The following is a 23,222-nucleotide window of genomic DNA, read 5'->3' as shown; positions in this document are numbered from 1 at the left end:
ATGAACCTGTCCCCCCTCAATCGCCGCCGGTTCGAGCGGTTCAAGGCCAACAAGCGTGGCTGGTGGTCGCTGTGGCTGTTCCTGGTGCTGTTCGTGCTGAGTCTGGGCGCGGAGCTGATTGCCAACGACAAGCCGCTGGCCGTGCACTATGACGGCGGCTGGTACTTCCCGGCGCTCAAGCGTTACCCGGAAACGACGTTCGGCGGTGAATTCCCGCTGGAGGCCAACTACAAGAGCCCGTACATCCAGGAACTGCTCAAGGCCAAGGATGCCTGGACCTTGTGGGCGCCGATCCCGTTCAGCTACCAGAGCATCAACTACGACCTGAAAGTGCCAGCTCCGGCGCCACCCTCTAGCGTCAACCTGCTCGGCACCGACGACCAGGGCCGCGATGTGTTGGCGCGGGTGATCTACGGCTTTCGTGTGTCGGTGCTGTTTGCCCTGACACTCACCGTGCTCAGCTCGATCATCGGCGTGATCGCCGGCGCGTTGCAGGGCTTCTACGGCGGCTGGGTCGACCTGGCCGGGCAACGCTTCCTGGAGATCTGGTCCGGGTTGCCGGTGCTGTACCTGTTGATCATCCTCGCCAGTTTCGTGCAGCCCAACTTCTGGTGGTTGCTGGGGATCATGCTGCTGTTTTCCTGGATGAGCCTGGTGGACGTGGTGCGCGCCGAGTTCCTGCGCGGACGCAACCTGGAATACGTGCGCGCGGCCAGGGCCTTGGGCATGCAGAACGGCGCGATCATGTTCCGGCATATCCTGCCCAACGCCATGGTGTCGACCATGACCTTCATGCCGTTCATTCTTACCGGCGCCATCGGCACCCTCACCGCGCTGGACTTCCTTGGCTTTGGCTTGCCGGCCGGTTCGCCGTCGCTGGGTGAACTGGTGGCCCAGGGCAAATCCAACCTGCAAGCGCCGTGGCTGGGCATGAGTGCCTTTGCCGTGCTGGCGATCATGTTGAGTTTGCTGGTGTTTATCGGCGAGTCTGCTCGCGATGCCTTCGACCCGAGGAAATGAGATGAATCAGGACAATCTGATCGAAATCCGCGACCTCTCTGTCGAGTTCGTCACGGGCGAACATCACCACCGTGTGGTGAACAACGTCAGCTTTGATATCAAGCGCGGCGAAACCCTGGCCCTGGTCGGCGAAAGTGGCTCGGGCAAATCGGTGACCGCCCACTCGATCCTGCGCTTGCTGCCCTACCCGCTGGCGCGGCACCCATCCGGCACCATCAACTACGCCGGGCAAGACCTGCTGACGCTCCAGGAAAAAAGCCTGCGGCACATTCGCGGCAACCGCATTGCGATGATCTTCCAGGAGCCAATGACCTCGTTGAACCCGCTGCACAACATCGAAAAGCAGATCAACGAAGTGCTCGGCCTGCACAAGGGGCTCACCGGCAAGGCCGCCACCCTGCGCACCCTGGAACTGCTGGAGCTGGTGGGTATTCCCGAACCGCACAAGCGCCTCAAGGCCCTGCCCCACGAGCTGTCTGGCGGCCAGCGCCAGCGGGTGATGATCGCCATGGCCCTGGCCAACGAGCCGGAGTTGCTGATCGCGGACGAGCCGACCACCGCCCTCGACGTCACGGTGCAATTGAAGATCCTCGAATTGCTCAAAGCGTTGCAGGCACGCCTGGGCATGGCGCTGTTGCTGATCAGCCATGACTTGAACCTGGTGCGGCGTATCGCCCATCGCGTGTGCGTGATGCAAAAGGGTTGCATCGTTGAGCAGGCCGATTGCGAGACGCTGTTCCAATCACCTCAGCATCCGTACACCCAGGAACTGCTCGCGGCTGAACCCAGCGGCGGGCCGGCGACCAATGAAGTCGGCCCGCCGTTGCTGGAAGTCGATGACCTGAAAGTGTGGTTCCCGATCAAGAAGGGCTTTTTGCGCAACACCGTCGATTACGTCAAGGCGGTGGACGGCATTAACTTCAGCCTGCCCCAGGGGCAAACCCTGGGCATCGTCGGCGAAAGTGGCTCGGGCAAATCCACCCTGGGCCTGGCGATTCTGCGGTTGATCGCCAGCAAGGGCGGGATTCGCTTCGAAGGCCAGCAACTGGATCAACTGACCCAGCAACAGGTGCGCCCGTTGCGCCGGGAAATGCAGGTGGTGTTTCAGGACCCATTCGGCAGCCTGAGCCCACGCATGTGCGTCAGCGAGATCGTCGGCGAAGGCCTGCGCATCCACAAGATGGGCACAGCCGCCGAGCAGGAAGCGGCGATCATCGCAGCGCTCAAGGAAGTGGGCCTCGACCCGGATTCCCGGCACCGCTACCCCCACGAGTTCTCCGGCGGCCAGCGCCAGCGCATTGCCATCGCCCGCGCGCTGGTGCTCAAGCCTCGCCTGATCCTGCTTGACGAACCCACCTCCGCGCTGGACCGCACGGTGCAACGCCAAGTGGTGGAACTGCTGCGCAGTTTGCAGGCCAAGTACAACCTGACCTACCTGTTTATCAGCCATGACCTGGCGGTGGTGAAGGCGTTGAGTCACCAGTTGATGGTGGTCAAGCACGGGCAGGTGGTGGAGCAAGGCGATGCGCGGGCGATTTTTGCCGATCCGCAGCATGCCTATACTCGACAACTGTTGGAAGCCGCCTTCCTCGTACCCGCCTGACGTACATAGATAGACATGTGGGAGCGGCGGTTCGACGCTTCGACTTGCTCGCGAACTCGGTGTGTCAGCCAACGATGTATTCACTGATCGAACGCATTCGCGAGCAAGCCCGCTCCCACATTTTTGACCGATTTGCGGGCTGACGACCCTGGCGGTCTGTGCAATGATCTTGCCTCGATTTCAAGGGATGGAACCACCGCCATGTCGTTGAACACCACCGCTCACCCCGCACACGCACCACGCTTTTGGCGTGATGAGCGCTTGCCGTTCATTGAAGCGCGGACCATCGACGACGGGCGCAAGGTCACCTACACCCGTCATGCTCATGAGCACTTTTCCATTGGTGCGATCACCACCGGAAGGAGCTACTACCACTACGGCGCGCAAACCTTTGAGATCAGCGCCGGCACCGTGGTGTTGATGAACCCCGGTGATGTCCACGCGTGCAATCCCATCGAGAATGAACCGTGGTCCTACCAGATGGTGTACCTCGACACGCCTTGGCTGACCGACTTGCAGCACCAGTTGGGTTTCAGCACGGACCAGGGTTACCGGCCCTTTGATACGCCTTACACGCGTGACTCGCTGCTGTACAACGGCCTGCTGGCGTTGTATCGAATACTGGTGGACGAACAGGCTGAACACCTGCAAAAACAGAGCGCGCTGGTGAGTTACTTCACCGAGGTGCAACAGCGCCTCAACCCCTCCGACACCCCGGTACGCGAGGTCAACCACAAGCTGGAGCGCGCCGCCGAGTACATCCGCGAACACTGCACCCTGGCGTTGAAACTGGAAGATATCTGCGCGGCGGCCGAGTTGTCGGCGTCTTACCTGATCCGCGCCTTCAAGCAGTATTACGGGCTGACGCCCCATGCCTTCCTGGTCAACCAGCGTATCCAGTTCGCCCGTACGCAATTGCGCCAGGGCGAGCTGATCGCCGATGTGGCCCTGGCCGCAGGTTTTGCCGACCAGGCGCATTTCCAGCGCGCGTTCAAACAGCATTTCGCCGCCACGCCGGGGCAGTACCGTGACCGCCTCAAGCCATCAGCAAATAACCCACACTGGCCACCAGCAACGCGGCCATCGAGCGGTTGAACAGCCGCACGCCCTGGGGGTTGCTGAGGTAGCGACGCAGGAACGTGCCGGCGTAGGCCCAGCAAGCGACCGACAGGTAACAGATCACCAGGTAAATCGCCGCAAACAGCCAGACCTGTGCGGTATCGCCATCCGCCACAAACAAGCCCATCCCCGCCACGCAGGCCAGCCAGGCCTTGGGATTGAGCCACTGCATGATCGCGCCATAGAGTATCGACGGCGCAGTGGCCGTGCCGTCGGCGTCCAGCCGGCCGTCGTCCACCGCCAGTTTCCAGGCCATGTACAGCAAAAACGCCACCCCTCCCCACTGGATCAACTGGGTCAGGATCGGCCAACGCAGCAGCACTTGATGCAAGCCGAGGCCAATCAACACCAACAGCAACGTAAAGCCCACGGCGGCGCCAAGCACGTGTTTCTGGCTGGCGGCAAAACCGAAGCGTGCGCCTGTACTAAGCGCGACGACATTCACCGGCCCCGGTGTGATGGAGGTCGCCAGGGCGAAGGCAGCCATGGAAATGATCAAGCTCATGGAGGTTCCCTTTTAGGGTGATGGGTGCAGATGGCATCACGGTAAAGGGCAAAACAGCGGCGGTATTGAAGAAAATGCCCCCCGCCGGCTTATTTGACAAACAACTCCCGATCCCGGGCTTTCACGTGCCCGGCGCGGTGCCAGTGCCGTCTGGGCGCCTCAACCGTCGATCAACGAGAAGTGCGCGCCCACGCCGGCACGCACGCCCTCGGCCACGGCCAGCGCGACGGAACCGGCGGCAAGGGAGACATCACCACCGGCAAACACACCGGGCACGGAGGTCTGGCGCATTTCATTGGTGTGCAGATAACGGCCGGTCGGGCCATCGACGCGCTCACAGCCCAGTTGCTCCGCCAATGGGCTGATGCGAGTGCGCGCCATGGTGAAGATGCCATCGAGGGCGAACACCCGGCCATCATCCAATTCCAGGTCGGCGCGCTCACCGCGGATGCGCCGTACAGCGCCGTGTTCGACGCTGACCCTACGTCGATCCAACTGCGCTTGCTGCTCGGCATCTGGGGTAAACACAGCATTGGTGAACAAGGTGGTGGTGCCCCAGTCGGGCAGCATCAGCGCGTGGTGCATGGCCAGGGGTGATGTGGCCAGTACGCCGATGCGGCCTTGATCCAGCTCATAGCCATGGCAGTAAGGGCAGTGGAACACGTGCTTGCCCCAACGCTCTTCGAGGCCTTCGATGTCAGGCAAGTCGTCGACCACGCCGGTGGCAAGGATCAGGCGCTTACCGTGAAACGTAGCGTGATGTTCGGTGCGCACACTGAAACCTTCCGGCTGCGCCACCGCCTGCACCGCATTGCCCTGCACCCAGGTGACGGTCGGATACGCCATTAATTGGCTGCGCCCTTGCGCGGCGATGACCGCCGGCGCCTGGCCGTCCTGGCTGAGAAAACCGTGGGACGTGGCCGCAAAGCGATTGCGCCGCTGCCCTGCATCAATCACCAGCACCTGGCGTCGCGCCCGCGCCAATTGCAGGCCCGCCGACAGCCCGGCATAGCTGCCGCCCACGATAATCACGTCGTACATCATGAAAGTAACCCCAGGTGGTGCACTCGGTTATCCGAGCGCTTTCACGACACACCATAAGTTACGTGAAAATACCCCGTCAAGGGTCTCGCAACTTTTCAGGTTACAAACGATACTTTCCGCCGAATTGATCAGAGATCCCTTGATGAGAAACGACACCCGCCTCTCGCGCATGCTCCACGTGTTGATCCATATGGGCCGCCATGAAGAGCGCGCCACCTCGGAGACCATCGCGCAGATGCTCGGCACCAACCCGGTGGTGGTGCGGCGCACGCTCGGGCTGCTCAAGGAAAAGGGTTACGTACGCTCGGAAAAAGGCCACCAGGGCGGCTGGTGCCTGGGCAAGCCCTTGAGTGAAATCACCCTGCTGGATATTCACAACGCCCTGGGCACGCCGTCGCTGTTTGCTATCGGCCTGTCCACCGATCATCCGGAGTGCCTGGTGGAACAGGCCGTCAATGCGGCACTCACGGGGGCTTTCGAGCAAGCCCAGGCGTTGCTGCTGGAACGCCTGGGCAAGGTCACGCTGGCGCAGTTGGCCGAGGATTTTGACGAGCGCTCCCGCGTCGCGATGCTGCCCTAGCGCTGGGCGGGAATGCGGATATCGCCGTCGCGGCACTGGGTTTTGACGCTGCGCGGGCAACCGGCGAAGGCCAGGTCCTTGGTCAGGCACACGCGCACTTCCGACAACACTTTACCTTTGCAGATCACCGCCAGCCCATGGTTGCCCATGCGCGGGTTGCTCTCACGAAACAACGCCTCGATCTCACGGGCTTGTAACGATGGCGGCGTATTGAACGGCTGCAGTTGCTGCGGAATGGTCACCACGCCTAGCGCCTCGTCGGTTTTTTCCAGATACGCCAGCGGCTCCAGCCCGCTGCAGGTGCCATGCTTGGCCCATTCGTGCCGGAGCAGTGAACGGGTCGGGAACAGTGCAGCACCCTTTTCGATTTCTTCGCGACTCAACTGCGATTGCGCTGAGCACGAAGCCGGCCACCCTCCCCGTGCGTACTGCGGCCACAAGCCATGCAGCACAAAGCCGTAGCCCTTGCCCGAACACTGTTCATTGTCCGGGTGCGTGAGGCAGAAGGTTGGCGACCATGACAACGACAACACGTAGAAATCAAACTCTCCCGGCGTGCCTTGGCTACGCGGGGCCGCCACTGCACTTGTGGCGAGTACCAGCCACACCATCATCCAATATTTCATCGGTCTGTTCCTTGGAAAAAGAAAACCCTATCGCGACTACCCAGGATGATGAGGGTTACGTTGTAGCACCTTGTCCAGGATCCGATCGGTCTTCAACGCTTCGATGGCCAATGACGGATGCTCGGCTTCGCCACGGATATGCGCATTCATGGCCAATACGTGATGCCACTGGATATGCGCGTGGCAGGGTATTTCCAGCACCTCATGGGTCTCGCCCTCAAGGTGCAGGGGCTGGTCCTCGAACACCGAGAACCGGATGCGCCCACGACTGCCGATCATCTCGACCACATCTTCACGCCGGTCCGCGACGAAGTTCCAGCAGCCCATGCCCAGCGCGCCGGAGCTGAAGGTCCAGCACGCCGTCACTGCATCCTCGGCCGCATAGCGCCCGGCCTGGCGCGCGGTGAAGCCCGAGACTTCGATGATGTCCCCGGCCAGGTACTGGAACAGGTCGAAGCCATGGCTGGCCAGGTCGGCGAAATAGCCGCCACCGGCAATCGTCGGGTCGGTACGCCAGTTGGCAGCGCTGGCGTCGTCGGCACCCGCAGGTTTGCACAAAGTCCAGCTCAGGTGACGCAGCTCACCGATGCGTCCGTCCCGCAGCCAGTCACGCACTCGCTGGAAGCGCGGCAGCGAGCGGCGGTAGTAGGAGACAAACAGATGCAAACCGGCGCGTTCGAAGGTGCGCTGCATCAATGCGCTCTGCTCGGCATTCAGCGACATGGGCTTCTCGACGCAGCAATGTTTGCCGGCTGCGGCCACCATCAGGCTGTATTCGAGGTGGCTGTCGGGCGGCGTGGCGATGTAGACCGCGTCAACGTCGGGGTCGTTGATCAGTGCCTGGGCGTCGGTATAAAAGCGTGCAATACCGTGGCGTGCCGCATAATCACGCACAGCAGCTTCACGGCGCCCCATCACGGCCACCAGCGCAGAACCTGGCGCTTTGTAGAAAGCCGGTCCACTCTTCAATTCAGTGACACTGCCACAGCCGATCATGCCCCAGCGTACGGTGCTCATCTGCTCTCCTCGTCCGTTTTGATCAATCGGGCAGTATCCACATCCCCACACGTCAGCGCCATAACCACTTAGCATGACAATTGCATTACACTTTTATGACATTCATTGCGCTGCGGGGCTAAACGATGAAAATACGCGCCACGGTCATCTGCGAACACGAGGGGCATATCCTCTTCGTGCGTAAGGCCAGATCAAAATGGGCCTTGCCGGGCGGCAAGGTAGAACGCAACGAGCGCCCGGTCGGCGCCGCCGAACGCGAGCTGCAAGAAGAAACCGGATTGAACGTGGACGGCTTGCTCTACTTGCAGGAGCTGAAAGCCCGCGACACCGTTCACCACGTTTTCGAAGCATCCGTTGTGAACATCGCCGATGCAAAACCTTGCAACGAAATAATCGATTGCCAGTGGCATCCCTACGGCGCGATGGAAGAACTCGACACCACCGACGCCACCCGGCACATCGTTAAATCCTTCCTACGTCGCCTGTAGTTCAGCGCTCTGCCCGCTGGCGAACAATCCTCGCTTCACCCTGCCATTCTCTTTTTGCCGTTCGACAAAGGATCTGACGAACGCGGCAGCGGCTGCGTGCGCAATCGGTACTGCCATGGCCTGGCGGATGGTCATGAAGTCATCCTCTACCAGCCGCCACTGCTCGTTAACCCTGGTTTGCAGGAAATCCCGTACGCCCGCCGCTGCGTCCAGGCCTTGCTCGATACACACGTCTACCGCCGCAGATGAGGTGGGTGCCCGGACCAGTTCGGCATGCTGGACCGTGCGGCTCAAATACAGGTCATAGGCCGCACCCTGGCCGACGGCGATACGTCGACCCGGCGCATCCAATTGCGCAACCTGCGTGAAGGGTGAGTCCTTCGCCACCAGGTAGGTGCCCTTGATTGCCACGTACGGCGCGCTGAAGGCAATCTCTTGCTCACGCACCGGCTCGATGGCCAGGAACGCCACGCGCCACACATCCTCAGCCAATGCAGCAAACACCTTGCCCGCCGACTCGAAGGTGATCAGCTCCAACTCGACACCCAGTTCATCGGCGAGCGCCTTGGCCAGTGCCACGGACACGCCCAGGGGTTCACCGCCCGCACCGCGTTGCGCCAGCACCGGGTTGCCGAAGTTGATGGCGGCGCACAGCACGCCGTTGGGGGCCAGTTGTTGCAGTACCTGGGGGTCAATCATTGAGCGGTCCTTGCGAATCAGGTTTTAGAGGGTTGCCACGCGGCTCAGGTAATAACCGCGAACTGCTAAAGGAAGCAAGTTGAACGTGCTCTGCGATGCGGGTGTTGTGGTCTGGCAGTTGCTGCGCGGCGATGCCATCGTAGCCTCGCTGGCGCTCGACAACTCCCACATTTTGATCCTTGGTGTCGCCAAGACCAATGCTCAAGACCGAGGCTTTTTCCCGGCCATCTGCCCGCGCACATACAACGCCTCCACCAACGTCTGCCGCTCTTCCCGAGGCAACGTACTGGCAAACTGCGCCAATGTCGTATCCACCAACGCCCGCAGCGCCATATCCGCCTCACGCGCCTTGGCCAATTCAGTCACCAGCACATCCCGGTCCAACGCCGGCGCTTCCAACTGCTTGATCACCCCAAGCCGCGCCTCACGGCCAGCCATGACCAGCGGCTGGCTGTCAGCGCTGTTACGGCGCAACAGCTGACGCAACTCCCTGCGCCGCTCCGGCGGCAAGTTGACCATGGCCTGGCGCAGGCCGTGCTGGTTGACCATCGCTACGGCGGGCTTGGCGTTGACCCTCCAATGGTAGAGGCCTCCGCCTACGCCGCCGATCAAAAATACATTGAGCAATACCGAGACAAGCAACCACGGTTTCAGGGATTTAGCGGTCATTGCTCGGTGTCCTCGGCGTTGACGGTAAAGATCACTTGCGCATCGCCCTGGTCGAAGACACTGGGCAACACTTCGGATGACAACATGGGCAGCGGCACGCTCATCGACGCTACCAGCATTCCGGTAACGATGCCGGCAATGCCCACGCCCACCAAGCCCGCCGGCGATAACCAGTTGGCGTAGCGCGACCAGAACGACCTGCGGCGCGGCGCAGACTGGCGGATCTGCCTCGCCAGCGCCGGGTCGGTGAGCGCCAGTAGATAGCTGTTCAGCTGGACGTCGAGCCAACCAGCCTCCTCCAAGGCCTCGCGGGCACTGGGATGAGCACTTTCAAGCAGTGCCTGCGCTGCGCCTTGCTCCGCCAGAGGCCAGCGCTTTAAATCGGCCCCATAGGCGTCGGCCAGATACGCAAATCGTTCGGGTGTCATGTCTTTCCCCTTCCTGGGCGGGCAAGCCCGGGTGTGTCGGCAAGGCTGCTGCGCAACTGACGTCGGGCCCGCGACAGCAGGTTCTCCAGTGCCTCGACGCTGATATTCATCAGGGCCGCGGCGTCGATGTTCGACAGCTCCTGGTAGTACTGCAACACAATGGCTTCGCGCTGGCGCTCGGGCAATACCGCCAGGGCGGCGGCCATGCGTTCGCTGCGGTCGGCGGTTTCCAGCTGCTCATCCAGGGACGGCGCGCTGTCGGCCAGCGCCAGCGCTTCCTCGTCGCTCAGAGGGCGCTCCTTGCGCCGGCGCAGGCGGTCATGGCACAGGTTCAGCGCGACCCGATGCAACCAGGTGTCGAAGCGCGCTTCGCCACTGCGCCAACTCGCCGCCTGGCGCCAGATGCGCAGGAAACTTTCCTGGGCCACGTCCCTGGCTTCGTCGGCATCCCCCAGGATCCGGCTGGCAAGCGCCAGCAGACGCGGCAGTTTGCGCGTCACCATTTCGTTGACGGCCGCGGGTTCGTTGTTGCCGATGCGTGCCAGCAGTTCAACATCCGGATCAGTGTCTTTCAATCGGGCAACTCTCAGTCCGGGTGGCTGATTCAGCGGATCCAATGCCCCTCACGCCAGTACCAATTGGGGCCGTGGGCTTCCCAATGGCCAGGTTCCCAGCGCGCATTGCGCATCACAGGCTGCCAGTGGCCGGGCTTCCAAGCGTAGCCGCGTCCCTCCCAGCGCCAGTGTCCACGGTCCCAGACGTAACCCGGGCGCTCCACGGGGATCATTTCCACGCGCTCCGGCGGCGGCGCCTGGCGGATGATGATTTCGGTCTGGGCAAACGTGGGGGTGCTGACAAACGCGGCGAGCGCCAGCGGAGCAAGCAAGGCAAAACGCAATTTGGCCAGGGGTCTCATGGCAACTCCTTCATTCAACGCGCGAAAGTGCGGGTTGCTGATGGGTTGAACGGTGGGTGCAAAAAAATCCGTCGCAGAATGTGCAGGTTATTTGCGCAGGCAGTATTGCCCGGGGGATGGCGGCGCTTGATGAAATGTTTGAAAGCTTCGCGACGGATTTACGCCGCTGGCAGCGTTGAAGGATTAACGCCTATCAACCCAAGAGGACACACCATGTACCGTCGACTTTCCATGCTGGTTGCCGCGTTGCTGATCGTCAGCCTCAGCGGCTGCGTGATCCTGCCGGAACACCGCCATTGTTGCTGGCGCTATTACGGCGCGCTCGATACACCGACCCACACCGTCAACGGCTAGCCTACTCCCGCAAACCCACGGCGCCCGGCCTTGATCTCGGTGCGCAACTCGACAATCAGGTTTGAGATGGAACGGATGCTGTCCAAACCCTCGGGGGACACGCCGGTCAGCAGCAGGTCGACCCGGCCGGACACCGTTCGAAGATGTCGATTCGCTGACGTCAAAAACCCCTGCCTGCAACCTCTCGTCTGCTGTTTCGGAGGGCACTTGACTCCACGCGTCGATCACAAGAGGCTCTTGGCCTTTCGCCATCACTCTGAGCCAAGCCCCCATGAGTATCGACCCTCCCAGCCAGCCCGACAGCGATGTGTACAAGACGTTATTGGAGTCGACCAAGGCCATCCCCTGGCGCATTGATTGGCAGAGCATGACCTTCAGTTATATCGGCCCGCAGATCGAGCCCCTGCTCGGCTGGACCCCGCAAAGCTGGGTCAGCGTGGACGATTGGGTCGAACGCATGCACCCGGACGACCGTGAATACGTGGTGAATTTCTGCGTGTCGCAATCCCGCGCAGGCGTCGACCACGAGGCGGATTACCGGGCGCTGACCGCGAATGGCGACTACGTGTGGATTCGCGACGTGGTGCACGTGGTGCGCAAGGACGGCGAAGTCGACGCGCTGATCGGCTTTATGTTCGATATCAGCGAGCGCAAGAAGACCGAAGAACACTTGGTGCGCCTGCAAAAACAACTTGAGGAATATTCCTATCAGGATGGACTGACCGGCATCGCTAACCGTCGCATGTTCGACACGGTGCTGGAACGGGAATGGGCCAGCGCCCAGCGCAGCCAGTTGCCACTGTCGCTGATCATCCTGGATATCGATTTTTTCAAGCAGTACAACGACCACTATGGCCATATCAAGGGCGACGAATGCCTGCGCCAAGTCGCGCGCACCCTGTCACAGGCGGCCAACCGGCCACGGGATTTCATTGCGCGTATCGGCGGCGAAGAGTTTGTATGGTTGCTGCCGGAAACCGATGCAGCGTCGGCCAGGCAAGTGGCGCAACGCTGCCTGCACCTGATTCGCCAGCAGCAGATCGAACATGGTTTTTCGGCGGTATCGAATCTGTTGACCTTGAGCCTGGGCGTCGGCACGCACATCGTAAAACCCGATAGCCCGATGCTGGAGTTTGTCGAAAAGGTCGATAAGTTGCTGTACCAGGCCAAACGCAACGGGCGGATGCGTGCAGAGTTCGCCACCGGTGAAGTTTGACGTTGAGGTCAAATTGCAGGCAAAAAAAATCCCAAGTAGCTGATGGAAACTTGGGATTTAAAAATGCATAAACCGTGGGAGGTGAACGCCCGGCTATAGTAACGACTGTAAAAAGCTGTAACAAGATTATTTTAATCCTTTCGTCGGATTAAAAGCGCTGTAAGTCATTCAATAACCACACATTTTTTAAGGTGGCGGACGCTATGAGTGCCACTTTTTGGTGCAAGTACCACCCAAATTTCCACTTATAAAAAAGGGTTATTGAATTAAGGCAGCGTCGCACTTTTCGACATACGCCCGTTCAACGGCTCACATGTCTCGCGTGTATCAAGGCTATTAGGCAGTAATGAACGCGCGATACTTTCCACCTGCCGACAGAGTGCCAAGCGCTCGTTGGCGGCTTCCCGCTCGCGGTCAACCTGGGCGTTGAGCTGGACAAAATAAATCCCCAGCACTACTGCAACGCAGAGCACTCCGAGCACGAAGTAGCGCACGCTGTTAGAAGACGAAGGCTCGGGCGCGTTCATGAGACTACTGCGCCCTGCTCTTCTCGTATCGCACATCATCGCCGTCGACCTGGCCGACCACGACCCAACCCAGCCGCTGATAAAAACCGTTGGCGCGTATTTCGTCGCGGCCATCGGTGATCAGATACAGTCGGTCATGGTGTTCAAACAGCGCGGCTTCGGCGACCGCCATCAGTTGACGGCCCAGGCCCAGGTTTTCGTGAGTGGGCCGTACGAACAGCGCAAATACCTCGCCTTCGGCCAGGTCGACCATGGCAAAGGCAACGGCGCGGCCATCCACTTCAGCGACCCACACGCAGGGCGCTGCTTCGATGCTCGAAGCCAGCACCTGCGGCGTGATGCCCAACTCAGCCATCTGTTCGACACTCAAATGGTTCTGCACCACCGACGTGCGGATGCTGAACAGCGTGTCGATATCGTCCTGCGTCGCCGTGCGGATTAGCGTTTGCATACTGGCCTCCCTGATAGAGGACGCAATTGTATGCAAATAGAAACACAGTGAATGTCGTGGATTTGTAAAGCGCCCTACAGGTGCGAGGACGAAGTTGGCCAGGCTTACGCGGCGTTTGCACTGGCCGGTGCTTGGACCGGCGCGGTCTGGTCCAGCAGGCGAAACAGCGGCAGGCACGCCGCCTGGATCACCAACATGCGGATCACCTGCATCGCTGTCACCAGTGTCACCGCCAGGCCCAAGGCCTCGGCGGTGAGGCTCATTTCCGGCGCACTGCCAGGCATCATGCCCAGGGCAAGCGACAGCCATGGCATGCCCAAGCCGGCGCCGAGCGCCCATGCGGCTATCGCCGTGGTGATCACCGAGCCCGTCAACAGCAGCAGCACCTTGCTTAGTAGTCCTGGGGCGCGGCGCAAGAAGCTGTGGTCAAACGCAACGCCCAATGCACAGCCGATCAACAACTGGCCGCAGCCACTCAGCCAGCCCGGCATGCTCATTGACAAGTTATTGCAGCCCACCCCCACCGCGCAGATCAGGAACGGCCCGAACGTCCAGGGATTGGGCAGCTTGCAGTGTTTGAAACCCAGCGCCGCGAGCCAGCCCATCGCCAGGATGAAAATCAGCCACGGCCAGATCACCGGCAACGGGGCATGGGCCACGACCTGCGGCATGCCAAAGGTTGCGACCGCAGGCACCGTCAACAGGATCAGCAGCAGGCGAATGCTGTGGGCGGCGGCGATAAAACTGGTGTCCGCCTGGCGTTGTCGGCCCAGGTGCACCATCTCGCTGGAGTTGGCTGGCATCAAGGCAAAGAACGCGGTGCCGAAGGGCACGCCCCAGCGATGCAGGACCAGCACCGAACACAACGCCAACACCAGCGTCAGTAACACCGCAAAGAGAATCAGCCCGAGATGGGCCGCCACCTGTTGCATCACTGGCAATGTGAAATGACAGCCAATGGCAACTGCCACGATAAGCTGCCCGACTTGGCGACCATGGGGGATTTCCGGTACGAGGCTGCCGGCGCAGCGAGTCAACATCACCGCGACCAACGCGCCAATCACCCAAGGCAACGGCCACCCCGCCCAATTGGCAATGCTGCCGCCCAAAGCGCCGACGATCAGGGTTACAAGCCAGTATTGGCGAAGATTGGGCATCAGGAAGCACTCGGCATGGAGAAGAATGCCGACAGGTTATAGACTCGTTCGCATCACAGAAAATATCCATTTGTGAAACCAGTCATCACTCTTTGTTATGCGAGCCCGTATGAACCTGAAAGCGCTGGAGTACTGCGTAGAGATCGCCCGCCAAGGCAGCTTCACAAAGGCGGCGCAGGCGCTGCATGTGGCGCAACCGGCACTGAGCATGGCCGTTGGCCGACTCGAGGAAGAATTGGGCGTGGCGCTGTTTAACCGCGCCACGCGACAAATCAGCGTGACCGCTGAAGGCCAGTTGTTCCTGACGCGCGCCGAAGCCTGCCTGGAGGGGCTGGCCGGTGCACGCCGTGAGCTGCAGGACCTGACGCAACTGCACAGCGGTGAAATCCGCGTCGGTGTGCCGCCGATGTATGGCATCCGCCACATCCCCGAACTGCTGATGCAATTTCGCGCGCGCTACCCCGGCATTGCGATGCATGTGGTGGAAGGCAGTGCCGATGACATCAGCGAGCGCCTGGCCACGCGGGATATTGACGTGGCGCTGCTGGAGTCGCGGCGGGTCGACCCGGAATGGGAGTCAGTGCTGCTCGGCAGCGACGAGATGGTGTTGTGCATGCATGAGCAGCATCCGCTGGCGGCCGCTTCATCTATCCCGGCTGCGCGGTTGCAAGACGAACCCATGCTGGTCTTCGACAACACCTTCCTGCAACGCCATTTGCTGGATGCGTTTTGCAGCAACGCCCGCGTGCGTTTCAACATCGCCCTGGAAAGCAACTTTGTCCCGCTGGTGATTACCGCTACCCGCAGCGGCATGGGCGTATCGACCCTGCTGCGTTCAGTGCAAGAGCAGGAGCCGGGGCTCGCGGGAGTGTCTTTCGAACCCGCGCAATTCATGCACTTCAACCTGTGCTGGCGCGCCAGTGAATACCTGTCACAGGCCAATAGACGGTTTATTGAAACGGCAAAGGTGTATTTCCAGGAAGATGCCAGCTCACCGCTGTCGCACTAAGCGGTCATTTGCGCGCAACTTTGTAGCGCACGCAGTCCTGATAGAAACTCTGGCGAATTGCCTCGGGTTTCAGCCGTGAGCCGCTGTCGTAGGTCTGTTCCGTGATGCCCATGGCCATCATGCGCATCCAGGATTTATTGAACTTGATGGTCTGGATTTTCTGCCGCGCGGCGTACAGCGACACCCCCGACAATTTGAGTTCCTGGGCCCTGGCGGCGGTGCCAGCACCCCAACTGCACATGTACTTGTCACCCTCGCGCAGCTCCCGTGCCTGCACGGCAGCTGCGCCGCCGGCCAGGGAGCAGGCGATCAGCATGATTCCAACAGTGCGCATTTGCATCCCCACCTAACCACCTGAAAATAAAAGCGATTCTGGCGAGGATTTTGTTACAAAGGGGCCATTAAATTGCCTTACTGAGTGCCATCACCATTGGTAAGTGGCGCTCGCCTGCACGGTGCGCTGCGAGCCATACCAGCACCACGAGTAGGAGTAGCAGGAAGCGACGTACTCTTTATTCGCCAGGTTGGTCGCGTTGAGCGCCAGGCGCAGGTTGTCCTTAAGACTGGTGATGTTTGGGATGTCGTAGTGCACCGCCGCATCGAACAAGGTGTAGCCCGGCACTTTCAGGGTGTTGGCGGTATCGCCCCAGGACGAGCCGATGTAACGTGCGCCCGCCCCCGCACCGAAGCCCTTGAGGTGGCCATCGTGGAAGGTGTAGTCGGCCCATGCCGACGCGGTGTGGCGCGGTACGGCGTAGGTGGTGGTGCCTTCGGCGGCGAGGTTCGGGCCTACGCCGATATCGCCGATGGGCGAATAGCGCACGGTGTTGTTGGACTGGCTGATGCGGTTGTCCAGATAGGCGTAGGCCGCGGTGATGTCCAGGTTATCGTTGAGGCTAGCCTTGCCTTCCAGCTCAAAGCCACGCGATTGCACTTCGCCGTCCTGGCTCTGGCAGCGCCCGCTGCCGCACAGGTGGGTGGGGTCCGGGTCGGTAGTCAGGACGTTGGTCTGGCGCAGGTCGAAGATCGCCGCCGTAATAAAGCTGTTGCTCCCCGGCGGCTGGTACTTGATGCCGACTTCATACTGCTTGCCTTCAGTCGGCTTGAACACCGAGCCGCCATACCCGGTGCCCGATTGCGGGTTGAAGGACTCCGCGTAGCTGGCATACGGTGCCAAGCCATTATCGAAGAGGTAGACCAGGCCGATACGGCCCGTAAACGCCTTGCTGTCCAACGACGATTTACTCTTGGCGCCGCTGCGCAGGGTCTGGGTGCTGTTATCGGTGCTGGCCCAGTCATAGCGACCGCCCAGCAGCAATACCCACTTGTCCCACTTCATCTGCTCTTGCAGGTAGACGCCGGTTTGTTCGCTGCGCGAGGTGCCGTCGGTGGTGTAGGCCGGCACCGGGACCGCCGCGCCGTAGACCGGATCAAAGATATCCAGGGTAGGTCCGGCCTTGTACACGCCTGAGCCGGACAGCGTATCGGTGCTGGTGTTCTGGTAATCGAGGCCCATCAACAAGGTGTGCTGCAACGGCCCCGTGTCAAATTTGGCCTGCAACTGGTTGTCGAGGGTGTAGGCATCCATATCGACATCACTGGCAATGGTCGACCGCTGGATGGTGCGGTAATCCGATAACAGGATATTGCTGTAGAGGCTGCGGTACCGGCCTTCGGTGCGCAGGTAACGGGCATTCTGGCGCACAGTCCACACGTCATCGAAATGATGCTCGAACGCCCAGCCGATCGAGTAATACTCGCGGTCGCTTTTCTCGAACTTCTTTTCGCCATCGTAGAGATCCACATCGATGCTGCGCCCGGTCGGGCTGTGCAGCACCGACCCCCAGGCCGGCACCGAGCCGTAGGACGCGCCTTTGGGGTCCTTCTGGAAATGCCCGAGCAGGGTCAGCGAGGTGGCATCATCCGGGCGCCAAGTGAAAGCGCTGGAGAGCGATTGGCGACGCGTCTCAGTGTGTTCGACCTGGCCATCGGCATCATCGAAAAGGCCTGCCACGCGGTAGGAATAAACGCCCTGGTCGTCGATTGGGCCGCTGAGGTCGAAGGTGGTGCGCTTCTTGTTGAAGGTGCCGTATTCCACGCCTATTTCATGAAACGGCGTGTCCAACGGGCGCTTGCTGACCATGTTGATCACCCCGCTCGGCGTGCCCTGCCCATACAACACCGACGCTGGGCCACGCAGCACTTCGACGCGTTCCAAGTCAAACGCATCCTTTTGCGGCAAGGCGTCACGGCTCGAAGGCATGCGCAAGCCATCGAGGTAAGTGGCCGGGGCGAAACCGCGGATGGTCAACTGATCGAGACGCGACGCAGTGGCGCCACGGGTTTCAGGGATGACAGCGGCGCTGTAGCGCAGGATCTGGTTAAGGCTCTCGGCGTTTTGCGCACGCATCTGGTCTTTGGTGACGATGGAGATCGACTGCGGGGTTTCGATCAACGCGGTATCCGTCTTGGTGCCCGACAAACTGCGCGTGGCCACATAGCCCGACACCGGCCCGGTCGGGCTTTCGGCCTGGTACGCGCCGCTGATGGTGGTGGCCTGCAGCTCCATGGCCGCGCCGTTATCCGGGATAGCTTCCAGGCGGTAGCGATCGGCGGAGAGTTTCATGGCCTGCAGGCCGCTGCCGGCGAGCAGTTGGTTCAGCGCCACGTCGGTGTCGTATTGCCCGCTCAACCCTTTGCTGCGCTTGCCCCGGGTCAAGCTTGCATCGAAGGCCAACACCAGGCCCGCCTGCTCGGCCAAGCTATTGAGCGCCTGGCTAAGGTCACCGGCAGGAATCGAGAAACTGCGCACGGCGCTGCTGCTTTCTTCGGCGAAGACGGTTTGGGCAGTCAGCAACGGCACGGCGGCAAAAGCCATCGCCACTGACAGGGTCAGTGGGTGCAAGGGACGAGCAAGGCGCGACATGGGAAATCCTGCGTAATGGAGGTTCTATTAACCATGACGGCCATGTCGGGGAATCGGGCAAGGATGAGAGCGATTTTTATTTGAGAGTGGTTGCTGCAATCAGTTTTATCGCTTTTTTATGTAGCTCTTGGGGTTCGTGCTGCGCGGTTTCTTCCCCGTTGTAGTGGGCCTTTTCTGAATTTCTCAACCGTTCATCCAGGCGCTTTTTCCTGCGGCATGCTCCGACGCCTTGCCCTTTGCCGAGCCGTCACGGATGACCCACGCTTCCCACATCGCCCTTATCGAATTTGAGCTGGATGGCTTTCATCAGAGCTTGGAGATTTATCGCCAGCAGATGGGTGCCTGGTATTCGCGTGCGCTGGATTCGGTGAGCCATGGGTTGGACATGCCGTCGTTGCTGGGGATGGATCGGGTGTTGCGGGTCGGGGATTCGCAGCGGTCGGTGAGCATGGCTGATACGGACTTTGCGACCGTGGCCCAGTGCCCGCTGGGCGGTGAGCTGAAGATTCAGAGCCTGTTCGAGTCGGTGTATGACGTGCCGATCGGCGATATCCCGGTGGAGGTGATGGGGCTGGATGACGGCAGTTCCACCGTGATCTTGCTGGATGAACAAGGTAAAGGCTCACACCACTGCGCGGCTGGCGGGCGGTATCAGGTGCGGGTGCAGGGCGGCGTTTCCGAGGAACAGGTGGACGCGTTGTTTGCCTCTTACGCCGGGTTGATGGCGGATCTGGAGCAGTGGCTTCGGTCGCAGTGGGCCGGGTTTAAGCCGCATTGGGAGCGATCTACTGCCAGCGCAATTGGCAGCGGCCTATTGGCGGGCAGTTGGGCGGCGATCCGTGATGTGTGGGACAGCATCAAGCGGGTGCAGGCAATTCTTGAAGACCCACTGAAGTTCGTCGAGCAACTGGGAGATCAGGCCGCCCAGTTGGCGCAAATCGCCACAGACGCACCCAAGGTCATGGAGCAGGCAATGTTGCTGGCCAGTGATGAGGCGGCGCTGTTCCTGTTGGTGCGCACGGCGATGATCTGGCTGGACGCGTTGCCGCCCGGTGAAATGGCCGAGGTGGCGGCTGGGTTAGTGGTGGCGTTGCTGATTGACCTGGTGATTGGCGTGGTGTTGACCATCGCGTTGCCTGCGGCGGGCGTGGCGTATTTGAGTTTGCGCTTGGTCAAGTATGGCGCGCAGATCCTCGAGGCGGCGGTGGGCTTTGTCAGGGGGCTTCTGGTGATTCTGACGAAGTTTATGCAGGCCGTGGATCGCTATAAGGCGGTGGCCGTTCGCGGGGTGGTTGGCGGGCTGAAGCAAGGCACGATGCAGATGCGCTGGAAGGCGCGGCAGAACGCGGTGCTGAAGCAGACAGAGCATGTCGATGATGTGCCTGTTGGTTCGAAAAATCCCGCGGGAGATGCGGCGGCTGCTTCGGATAAGACCGCGACCAATGGCTGCCCGGTGTCGATGGTTACCGGGGAGGAACTGCTTACCCTGACCGATGGTGCGCTGGACGGGATTCTGCCGTTTGAGTGGACTCGGTTGTATCGCACCAGTGCGGTGGAAGTGGATTGCGGGTTGGGGTTTGGCTGGAGTCATTCGCTAGCACATCGGCTTAGTGTTTCCGGTGATTCGGTGGTGTGGACAGATCATGAGAATCGCTCGACTACCCTGCCCTTGCCGTCTGTTTCTCGGCCCGCAATCACCAACAGCCTGGCCGAAGCCGCGATCTACCTGGGGTCTTTGCCTGATGAGTTGGTGCTGGCTCAGGCGTCGCGTTTCTACCATTTCCGCGACGGTGTGCTGACAGCGATCAGCGATGCGTATGACAACCGGCTGCGTATTTCCCGTAACTACCTGGGGCAGATTGAGCGGTTGGACAACGGTGTGGGGCGCTCGTTGTTTTTGCGCTATGCGTCGGGCCGCATTGTTGCGGTGGATTACCAGGTTGAGCGGGCTGTGGATGACGGTCCGTTTGTCTGGGTGACAGAGCAGAACGTTGTTTCCTACGCCTATGACGATGTCGGGCGGTTGGTTTCAGCGACCAATGCTGTAGGTGAAAGTGAGGTTTATCGGTACGACGAACAGCACGTCATTCTTGAGCGCGGACTGGCCGGTGGGGCGAGTTTCTTTTGGGCGTGGGAAAGGTCTGGCAAGGCGGCGCGGTGTGTCCGGCACTGGGCGAGCTTTTCGCAGATGGACACGCGGTATGTGTGGGAGGACAACGGGCAGGTCACGGTTCATAACGCCGATGGCAGCCAGGAAGTCTACGTGCATGACCAGCGAGCGCGGCTGGTGCGGCGGGTGGATCCGGATGGTGCTGAGCACTTCAAGTCCTACGATGACAAAGGCCGGCTGACGGTTGAGCAGGATCCTCTCGGCGCGATCACAGCCTACCAGTACGACGAAGCCGGACGCTTGGTGTCGTTGTTTCCGGGGGATGATGAGCCCACTTCCTACGAGCATGAGAATGGGTTCGTACGGGTTGTGCGGCGTGGTGAAGCGGTTTGGAAGTATGAGCGGAATGACCAGGGCGACGTTACGCGTAAGACCGATCCAGACGGCAATTCCACGGACTACAGCTACAACAAATACGGGCAGCTGATTGGGGTTTGGTATCCCGATAACAGCTGTCAGCGGCTGGTCTGGAATGAACGCGGACAACTGCTTGAAGAGCAATTGCCGAATGGCGGTATCAAGCGCTATCGCTATGACGATCTGGGGCGGCAGGTTGCGCGTGAGGATGAATATGGTGCGCTCACACAGTTCGAATGGAACAACGCTGGGCGCCTAGTCCAAATCGTCTTGCCGAGTGGTGACACGCGTAAATATACCTACAACGCTTACGGAAAAATCACCTCCGAACGCGATGAACTGGGGCACGTCACCCGTTACGAATATGCCGACGGCTTGCACCTGATCAGCCGCCGCATCCACGCCGATGGCACCCAGGTCAAATACCGTTACGACAACGTTCGTTTGTTGCTGACCGAGATCGAAAACGAAGTCGGCGAAACCTACCGGTTCCAGTATCACAGCAACGGCCTGATCCAACAAGAAACTGGTTTTGACGGCCAGCGCACCGCTTACGTTTATGACCTGAACGGCAACCTTCAGGAAAAGACCGAACACGGCGACGATGGCAGTCAGCTAGTCACCCGCTACGAGCGCGATCACGCCGGACGACTCGTAAGAAAAACCCTGCCCGACGGCAACATCGTCGATTACGCCTACGACCGCCAGGGCAATCTCCTAAGCGTCGACGACGGCCACTGGGCGCTGGCCTACGAATACGATCCGCAAAACCGCCTTACCGCTGAACACCAAGGCTGGGGCACGTTGCGCTATGGCTATGACGCCTGCGGTCAGCTGAAAAACCTGCGCCTGCCGGATAACAACCGTCTCACCTTCAACCACGATAAAGGCGGCCATCTAGCCACTGTCGACTTGAACGGTGAAACCCTCACCTCGCACCTGTTCAAAGCCGACCAGGAACAGCAACGCCAACAAGGCCAACTGATCAGCCACTACCACTATGACGATCAGCAACGCCTGCACGCCCACGCCGTCACCCAACAGGAACACTACCTTTACCAACGCCAATACGACTACGACAAATCCGGCAACCTCACCCGCCTCCTCGACACCCGCAAAGGCGAACACCACTACCACTACGATCCCCTCGCCCGCCTGACCCGAGCCGATCACTCCCAAGGCGAGCAGGAACGCTTCGGCCACGACCCGGCCGGCAACCTGCTCATGCAAGACCGCCCCGGCCCGGACATCGTCGCCGGCAACCGCCTGATGATCCAAGGCGACCGCCACTACGACTACGACGCCTTCGGCAATTTGATCCGTGAACGTCGCGGAAAGGGCCATCAACTCGTCACCGAATACCGCTACGACTGCCAGCACCGCCTCATCGGCCTCACCCAACCCAACGGCCAAACTGCCAGCTACCGCTACGACCCGTTTGGCCGCCGCATCAGCAAAACCGTTGACGGCAAAACTACCGAATTCTTCTGGCAAGGCGACAAACTCATCGCCGAACACCACGCGGATCGGCACCGCAGCTACCTCTATGAACCGGACAGCTTTCGTCCGCTGACCCTACTAGAAGGCTTCGGTCCAAAAGAAACCAAGCCCTACCACTACCAACTAGACCACCTCGGCACCCCACAGGAACTCACCGCCCCGGGAGGCAAAATCGTCTGGTCCGCGCACTACCGCGCCTACGGCGAAATCACCCGCCTCGACATAGGAAAAGTCGACAACCCGCTGCGCTTCCAAGGCCAATACTTCGACTCGGAAAGCGGGCTGCACTACAACCGCCATCGCTACTACAATCCGGATCTTGGTCGCTACCTGACACCTGACCCGGTGAAGCTGGCGGGTGGGATCAATGCATACCAGTACGTACCCAACCCGACAGGTTGGGTAGATCCGCTAGGCTTGAACTCTTGTCCAGGTGGCAAAAAGTGCAAACCGACGACCGAAGCTGAAGAACCAGAAACGGAGGCAAAAGCTAATTATGGGGAGCCACTCCCCCCCACCACCTCAAATATCCCGCCTGAAATGGGATATCACAAAGAAACCTATGCCAACAAACCAGTTAAACCGGAAGAAACCACCCGAAAGTGGGATGAATTTCTAGGGCCACGTCCCCACACGAACACCAACCCGCGAACTGGAAAACCTGATCGCGACAGGATAGTTTCTAGTGACGCAAAAAGAAGTATTCGCTATGGCGCGCACGAAATGAACAGCAAACCAAGCAAACATCACTACCATGAGGAGACATGGACTCTTGAGCTTAAAGCCAACACCATGAATGTGGACAACACTGTTGTTAGAGTCCCACTACCGAAGAAGTGAA

The 23,222-nt window shown here is 60.4% G+C and carries 24 protein-coding genes and 1 pseudogene; 9 read left to right on the top strand and 16 right to left on the bottom strand.

Annotation, left to right across the window (positions count from 1 at the left end):
- The 3 genes from HU722_RS13060 (at nucleotide 1) to HU722_RS13050 (ending at nucleotide 3,718) form a co-directional block, all read left to right on the top strand.
- Nucleotides 1-1,020 carry an ABC transporter permease gene (locus HU722_RS13060; RefSeq protein WP_049708686.1) on the top strand — a complete coding sequence of 340 codons (1,020 nt, stop codon included), beginning with the start codon at nucleotides 1-3 and terminating at the stop codon, nucleotides 1,018-1,020.
- Nucleotide 1,021: 1 nt separating this feature from the next.
- Nucleotides 1,022-2,623: an ABC transporter ATP-binding protein gene (locus HU722_RS13055; protein WP_065876127.1), complete on the top strand. Its 1,602-nt coding sequence runs from the start codon at nucleotides 1,022-1,024 to the stop codon at nucleotides 2,621-2,623.
- A 201-nt stretch (nucleotides 2,624-2,824) separates the two neighbouring features.
- A complete protein-coding gene (locus HU722_RS13050; protein WP_065876126.1) occupies nucleotides 2,825-3,718 on the top strand; it encodes an AraC family transcriptional regulator in 894 nt (297 codons plus the stop codon).
- Here HU722_RS13050 and HU722_RS13045 read toward each other — a convergent pair.
- The gene (locus tag HU722_RS13045) at nucleotides 3,660-4,247 is read right to left on the bottom strand and encodes a LysE family translocator (protein WP_065876125.1); all 588 of its coding nucleotides are present in this window, start codon (nucleotides 4,245-4,247) and stop codon (nucleotides 3,660-3,662) included. The genes HU722_RS13050 and HU722_RS13045 overlap by 59 nt on opposite strands.
- A gap of 159 nt (nucleotides 4,248-4,406) precedes the next feature.
- Nucleotides 4,407-5,291, bottom strand: coding sequence for an NAD(P)/FAD-dependent oxidoreductase (locus HU722_RS13040; RefSeq protein WP_065876124.1), 885 nt, complete (start codon nucleotides 5,289-5,291; stop codon nucleotides 4,407-4,409).
- A gap of 142 nt (nucleotides 5,292-5,433) precedes the next feature.
- On the opposite strand from HU722_RS13040, the gene HU722_RS13035 reads away from it, so the two are divergent.
- Nucleotides 5,434-5,871 carry an Rrf2 family transcriptional regulator gene (locus tag HU722_RS13035; protein WP_186754628.1) on the top strand — a complete coding sequence of 146 codons (438 nt, stop codon included), beginning with the start codon at nucleotides 5,434-5,436 and terminating at the stop codon, nucleotides 5,869-5,871.
- Here HU722_RS13035 and HU722_RS13030 read toward each other — a convergent pair.
- The gene (locus HU722_RS13030; RefSeq protein ID WP_065876123.1) at nucleotides 5,868-6,497 is read right to left on the bottom strand and encodes a ribonuclease T2 family protein; all 630 of its coding nucleotides are present in this window, start codon (nucleotides 6,495-6,497) and stop codon (nucleotides 5,868-5,870) included. The two genes, HU722_RS13035 and HU722_RS13030, sit on opposite strands and share 4 nt — an antisense overlap.
- A gap of 36 nt (nucleotides 6,498-6,533) precedes the next feature.
- Nucleotides 6,534-7,514 (bottom strand): Gfo/Idh/MocA family protein, encoded by a 981-nt coding sequence (locus HU722_RS13025; RefSeq protein WP_065876122.1) that lies wholly within the window; start codon nucleotides 7,512-7,514, stop codon nucleotides 6,534-6,536.
- Between the two features lie 125 nt (nucleotides 7,515-7,639).
- On the opposite strand from HU722_RS13025, the gene HU722_RS13020 reads away from it, so the two are divergent.
- On the top strand, nucleotides 7,640-8,002 hold the full coding sequence (locus HU722_RS13020) for an NUDIX hydrolase (protein ID WP_065876121.1): 363 nt from the start codon (nucleotides 7,640-7,642) through the stop codon (nucleotides 8,000-8,002).
- Here HU722_RS13020 and HU722_RS13015 read toward each other — a convergent pair.
- From HU722_RS13015 to HU722_RS12990, 6 genes are read right to left on the bottom strand one after another with little or no spacing between them, the layout of a single operon-like run.
- Nucleotides 7,988-8,701, bottom strand: coding sequence for a transporter substrate-binding domain-containing protein (locus HU722_RS13015; protein ID WP_186754630.1), 714 nt, complete (start codon nucleotides 8,699-8,701; stop codon nucleotides 7,988-7,990). The two genes, HU722_RS13020 and HU722_RS13015, sit on opposite strands and share 15 nt — an antisense overlap.
- Nucleotides 8,694-8,906 carry a hypothetical protein gene (locus HU722_RS13010; protein ID WP_139132535.1) on the bottom strand — a complete coding sequence of 71 codons (213 nt, stop codon included), beginning with the start codon at nucleotides 8,904-8,906 and terminating at the stop codon, nucleotides 8,694-8,696. Before HU722_RS13010 ends, HU722_RS13015 begins: the two co-directional genes overlap by 8 nt.
- Nucleotides 8,903-9,370, bottom strand: a complete 468-nt coding sequence (locus tag HU722_RS13005; RefSeq protein WP_065946424.1) for a periplasmic heavy metal sensor — start codon at nucleotides 9,368-9,370, stop codon at nucleotides 8,903-8,905. Before HU722_RS13005 ends, HU722_RS13010 begins: the two co-directional genes overlap by 4 nt.
- The gene (locus HU722_RS13000; protein ID WP_065876118.1) at nucleotides 9,367-9,798 is read right to left on the bottom strand and encodes a hypothetical protein; all 432 of its coding nucleotides are present in this window, start codon (nucleotides 9,796-9,798) and stop codon (nucleotides 9,367-9,369) included. The genes HU722_RS13005 and HU722_RS13000 overlap by 4 nt, the downstream gene beginning before the upstream one ends.
- The gene (locus HU722_RS12995) at nucleotides 9,795-10,373 is read right to left on the bottom strand and encodes an RNA polymerase sigma factor (protein WP_186754632.1); all 579 of its coding nucleotides are present in this window, start codon (nucleotides 10,371-10,373) and stop codon (nucleotides 9,795-9,797) included. Before HU722_RS12995 ends, HU722_RS13000 begins: the two co-directional genes overlap by 4 nt.
- Nucleotides 10,374-10,402: 29 nt before the next feature.
- Nucleotides 10,403-10,714: a YXWGXW repeat-containing protein gene (locus HU722_RS12990; protein WP_065876116.1), complete on the bottom strand. Its 312-nt coding sequence runs from the start codon at nucleotides 10,712-10,714 to the stop codon at nucleotides 10,403-10,405.
- Between the two features lie 213 nt (nucleotides 10,715-10,927).
- Here HU722_RS12990 and HU722_RS12985 point away from each other — a divergent pair, with 213 nt between their 5' ends.
- Nucleotides 10,928-11,068: a hypothetical protein gene (locus tag HU722_RS12985; RefSeq protein ID WP_167345841.1), complete on the top strand. Its 141-nt coding sequence runs from the start codon at nucleotides 10,928-10,930 to the stop codon at nucleotides 11,066-11,068.
- Here the strand turns inward: HU722_RS12985 and HU722_RS12980 are convergent.
- Nucleotides 11,065-11,199: pseudogene (locus HU722_RS12980) on the bottom strand (DUF1652 domain-containing protein); the annotation flags it as partial. The gene HU722_RS12985 and the pseudogene HU722_RS12980 overlap by 4 nt on opposite strands.
- A 140-nt stretch (nucleotides 11,200-11,339) precedes the next feature.
- Between HU722_RS12980 and HU722_RS12975 the strand changes: the two are divergent.
- Nucleotides 11,340-12,284, top strand: a complete 945-nt coding sequence (locus HU722_RS12975; protein WP_186754634.1) for a sensor domain-containing diguanylate cyclase — start codon at nucleotides 11,340-11,342, stop codon at nucleotides 12,282-12,284.
- A 266-nt stretch (nucleotides 12,285-12,550) separates the two neighbouring features.
- Here the strand turns inward: HU722_RS12975 and HU722_RS12970 are convergent, their stop codons facing one another.
- From HU722_RS12970 to HU722_RS12960, 3 genes are all read right to left on the bottom strand, one after another.
- A complete protein-coding gene (locus HU722_RS12970) occupies nucleotides 12,551-12,811 on the bottom strand; it encodes a hypothetical protein (protein WP_083214001.1) in 261 nt (86 codons plus the stop codon).
- 4 nt (nucleotides 12,812-12,815) lie between these two features.
- The gene (locus HU722_RS12965; protein WP_065876114.1) at nucleotides 12,816-13,262 is read right to left on the bottom strand and encodes a GNAT family N-acetyltransferase; all 447 of its coding nucleotides are present in this window, start codon (nucleotides 13,260-13,262) and stop codon (nucleotides 12,816-12,818) included.
- 104 nt (nucleotides 13,263-13,366) lie between these two features.
- Nucleotides 13,367-14,419, bottom strand: coding sequence for an AbrB family transcriptional regulator (locus HU722_RS12960; protein ID WP_186754636.1), 1,053 nt, complete (start codon nucleotides 14,417-14,419; stop codon nucleotides 13,367-13,369).
- 109 nt (nucleotides 14,420-14,528) lie between these two features.
- Between HU722_RS12960 and HU722_RS12955 the strand changes: the two genes are divergently transcribed.
- On the top strand, nucleotides 14,529-15,428 hold the full coding sequence (locus tag HU722_RS12955) for a LysR family transcriptional regulator (protein ID WP_065876112.1): 900 nt from the start codon (nucleotides 14,529-14,531) through the stop codon (nucleotides 15,426-15,428).
- Nucleotides 15,429-15,432: 4 nt separating this feature from the next.
- On the opposite strand, the gene HU722_RS12950 is transcribed toward HU722_RS12955, so the two are convergent.
- Both HU722_RS12950 and HU722_RS12945 read right to left on the bottom strand, forming a co-directional pair.
- On the bottom strand, nucleotides 15,433-15,762 hold the full coding sequence (locus HU722_RS12950; RefSeq protein ID WP_049713356.1) for a hypothetical protein: 330 nt from the start codon (nucleotides 15,760-15,762) through the stop codon (nucleotides 15,433-15,435).
- A 90-nt stretch (nucleotides 15,763-15,852) separates the two neighbouring features.
- On the bottom strand, nucleotides 15,853-18,354 hold the full coding sequence (locus HU722_RS12945) for a TonB-dependent siderophore receptor (protein WP_186754638.1): 2,502 nt from the start codon (nucleotides 18,352-18,354) through the stop codon (nucleotides 15,853-15,855).
- A gap of 253 nt (nucleotides 18,355-18,607) precedes the next feature.
- Here HU722_RS12945 and HU722_RS12940 point away from each other — a divergent pair, with 253 nt between their 5' ends.
- The gene (locus HU722_RS12940) at nucleotides 18,608-23,221 is read left to right on the top strand and encodes an RHS repeat-associated core domain-containing protein (protein ID WP_186754639.1); all 4,614 of its coding nucleotides are present in this window, start codon (nucleotides 18,608-18,610) and stop codon (nucleotides 23,219-23,221) included.
- Nucleotide 23,222 lies beyond the last annotated feature (1 nt).

This window comes from Pseudomonas tritici, from assembly GCF_014268275.3.
In the GTDB taxonomy this organism is placed as follows: Bacteria; Pseudomonadota; Gammaproteobacteria; order Pseudomonadales; family Pseudomonadaceae; genus Aquipseudomonas; species Aquipseudomonas tritici.
This window is presented reverse-complemented; position numbering and strand designations above follow the sequence as displayed.

Excerpts from the sequence above, each read along its gene's own strand:
- HU722_RS13045 (WP_065876125.1), bottom strand. The coding sequence starts at position 4,247 with ATGAGCTTGATCATTTCCATGGCTGCCTTCGCCCTGGCGACCTCCATC.
- HU722_RS13050 (WP_065876126.1), top strand. The coding sequence starts at position 2,825 with ATGTCGTTGAACACCACCGCTCACCCCGCACACGCACCACGCTTTTGG.
- HU722_RS12960 (WP_186754636.1), bottom strand. The coding sequence starts at position 14,419 with ATGCCCAATCTTCGCCAATACTGGCTTGTAACCCTGATCGTCGGCGCT.
- HU722_RS12945 (WP_186754638.1), bottom strand. The coding sequence starts at position 18,354 with ATGTCGCGCCTTGCTCGTCCCTTGCACCCACTGACCCTGTCAGTGGCG.
- HU722_RS13000 (WP_065876118.1), bottom strand. The coding sequence starts at position 9,798 with ATGACACCCGAACGATTTGCGTATCTGGCCGACGCCTATGGGGCCGAT.
- HU722_RS13025 (WP_065876122.1), bottom strand. The coding sequence starts at position 7,514 with ATGAGCACCGTACGCTGGGGCATGATCGGCTGTGGCAGTGTCACTGAA.
- HU722_RS12940 (WP_186754639.1), top strand. The coding sequence starts at position 18,608 with ATGACCCACGCTTCCCACATCGCCCTTATCGAATTTGAGCTGGATGGC.
- HU722_RS12985 (WP_167345841.1), top strand. The coding sequence starts at position 10,928 with ATGTACCGTCGACTTTCCATGCTGGTTGCCGCGTTGCTGATCGTCAGC.
- HU722_RS13055 (WP_065876127.1), top strand. The coding sequence starts at position 1,022 with ATGAATCAGGACAATCTGATCGAAATCCGCGACCTCTCTGTCGAGTTC.
- HU722_RS13015 (WP_186754630.1), bottom strand. The coding sequence starts at position 8,701 with ATGATTGACCCCCAGGTACTGCAACAACTGGCCCCCAACGGCGTGCTG.
- HU722_RS13040 (WP_065876124.1), bottom strand. The coding sequence starts at position 5,291 with ATGATGTACGACGTGATTATCGTGGGCGGCAGCTATGCCGGGCTGTCG.
- HU722_RS13060 (WP_049708686.1), top strand. The coding sequence starts at position 1 with ATGAACCTGTCCCCCCTCAATCGCCGCCGGTTCGAGCGGTTCAAGGCC.
- HU722_RS13035 (WP_186754628.1), top strand. The coding sequence starts at position 5,434 with ATGAGAAACGACACCCGCCTCTCGCGCATGCTCCACGTGTTGATCCAT.
- HU722_RS12970 (WP_083214001.1), bottom strand. The coding sequence starts at position 12,811 with ATGAACGCGCCCGAGCCTTCGTCTTCTAACAGCGTGCGCTACTTCGTG.
- HU722_RS13030 (WP_065876123.1), bottom strand. The coding sequence starts at position 6,497 with ATGAAATATTGGATGATGGTGTGGCTGGTACTCGCCACAAGTGCAGTG.
- HU722_RS12975 (WP_186754634.1), top strand. The coding sequence starts at position 11,340 with ATGAGTATCGACCCTCCCAGCCAGCCCGACAGCGATGTGTACAAGACG.
- HU722_RS12950 (WP_049713356.1), bottom strand. The coding sequence starts at position 15,762 with ATGCGCACTGTTGGAATCATGCTGATCGCCTGCTCCCTGGCCGGCGGC.
- HU722_RS13020 (WP_065876121.1), top strand. The coding sequence starts at position 7,640 with ATGAAAATACGCGCCACGGTCATCTGCGAACACGAGGGGCATATCCTC.
- HU722_RS12955 (WP_065876112.1), top strand. The coding sequence starts at position 14,529 with ATGAACCTGAAAGCGCTGGAGTACTGCGTAGAGATCGCCCGCCAAGGC.
- HU722_RS12965 (WP_065876114.1), bottom strand. The coding sequence starts at position 13,262 with ATGCAAACGCTAATCCGCACGGCGACGCAGGACGATATCGACACGCTG.
- HU722_RS12990 (WP_065876116.1), bottom strand. The coding sequence starts at position 10,714 with ATGAGACCCCTGGCCAAATTGCGTTTTGCCTTGCTTGCTCCGCTGGCG.
- HU722_RS13005 (WP_065946424.1), bottom strand. The coding sequence starts at position 9,370 with ATGACCGCTAAATCCCTGAAACCGTGGTTGCTTGTCTCGGTATTGCTC.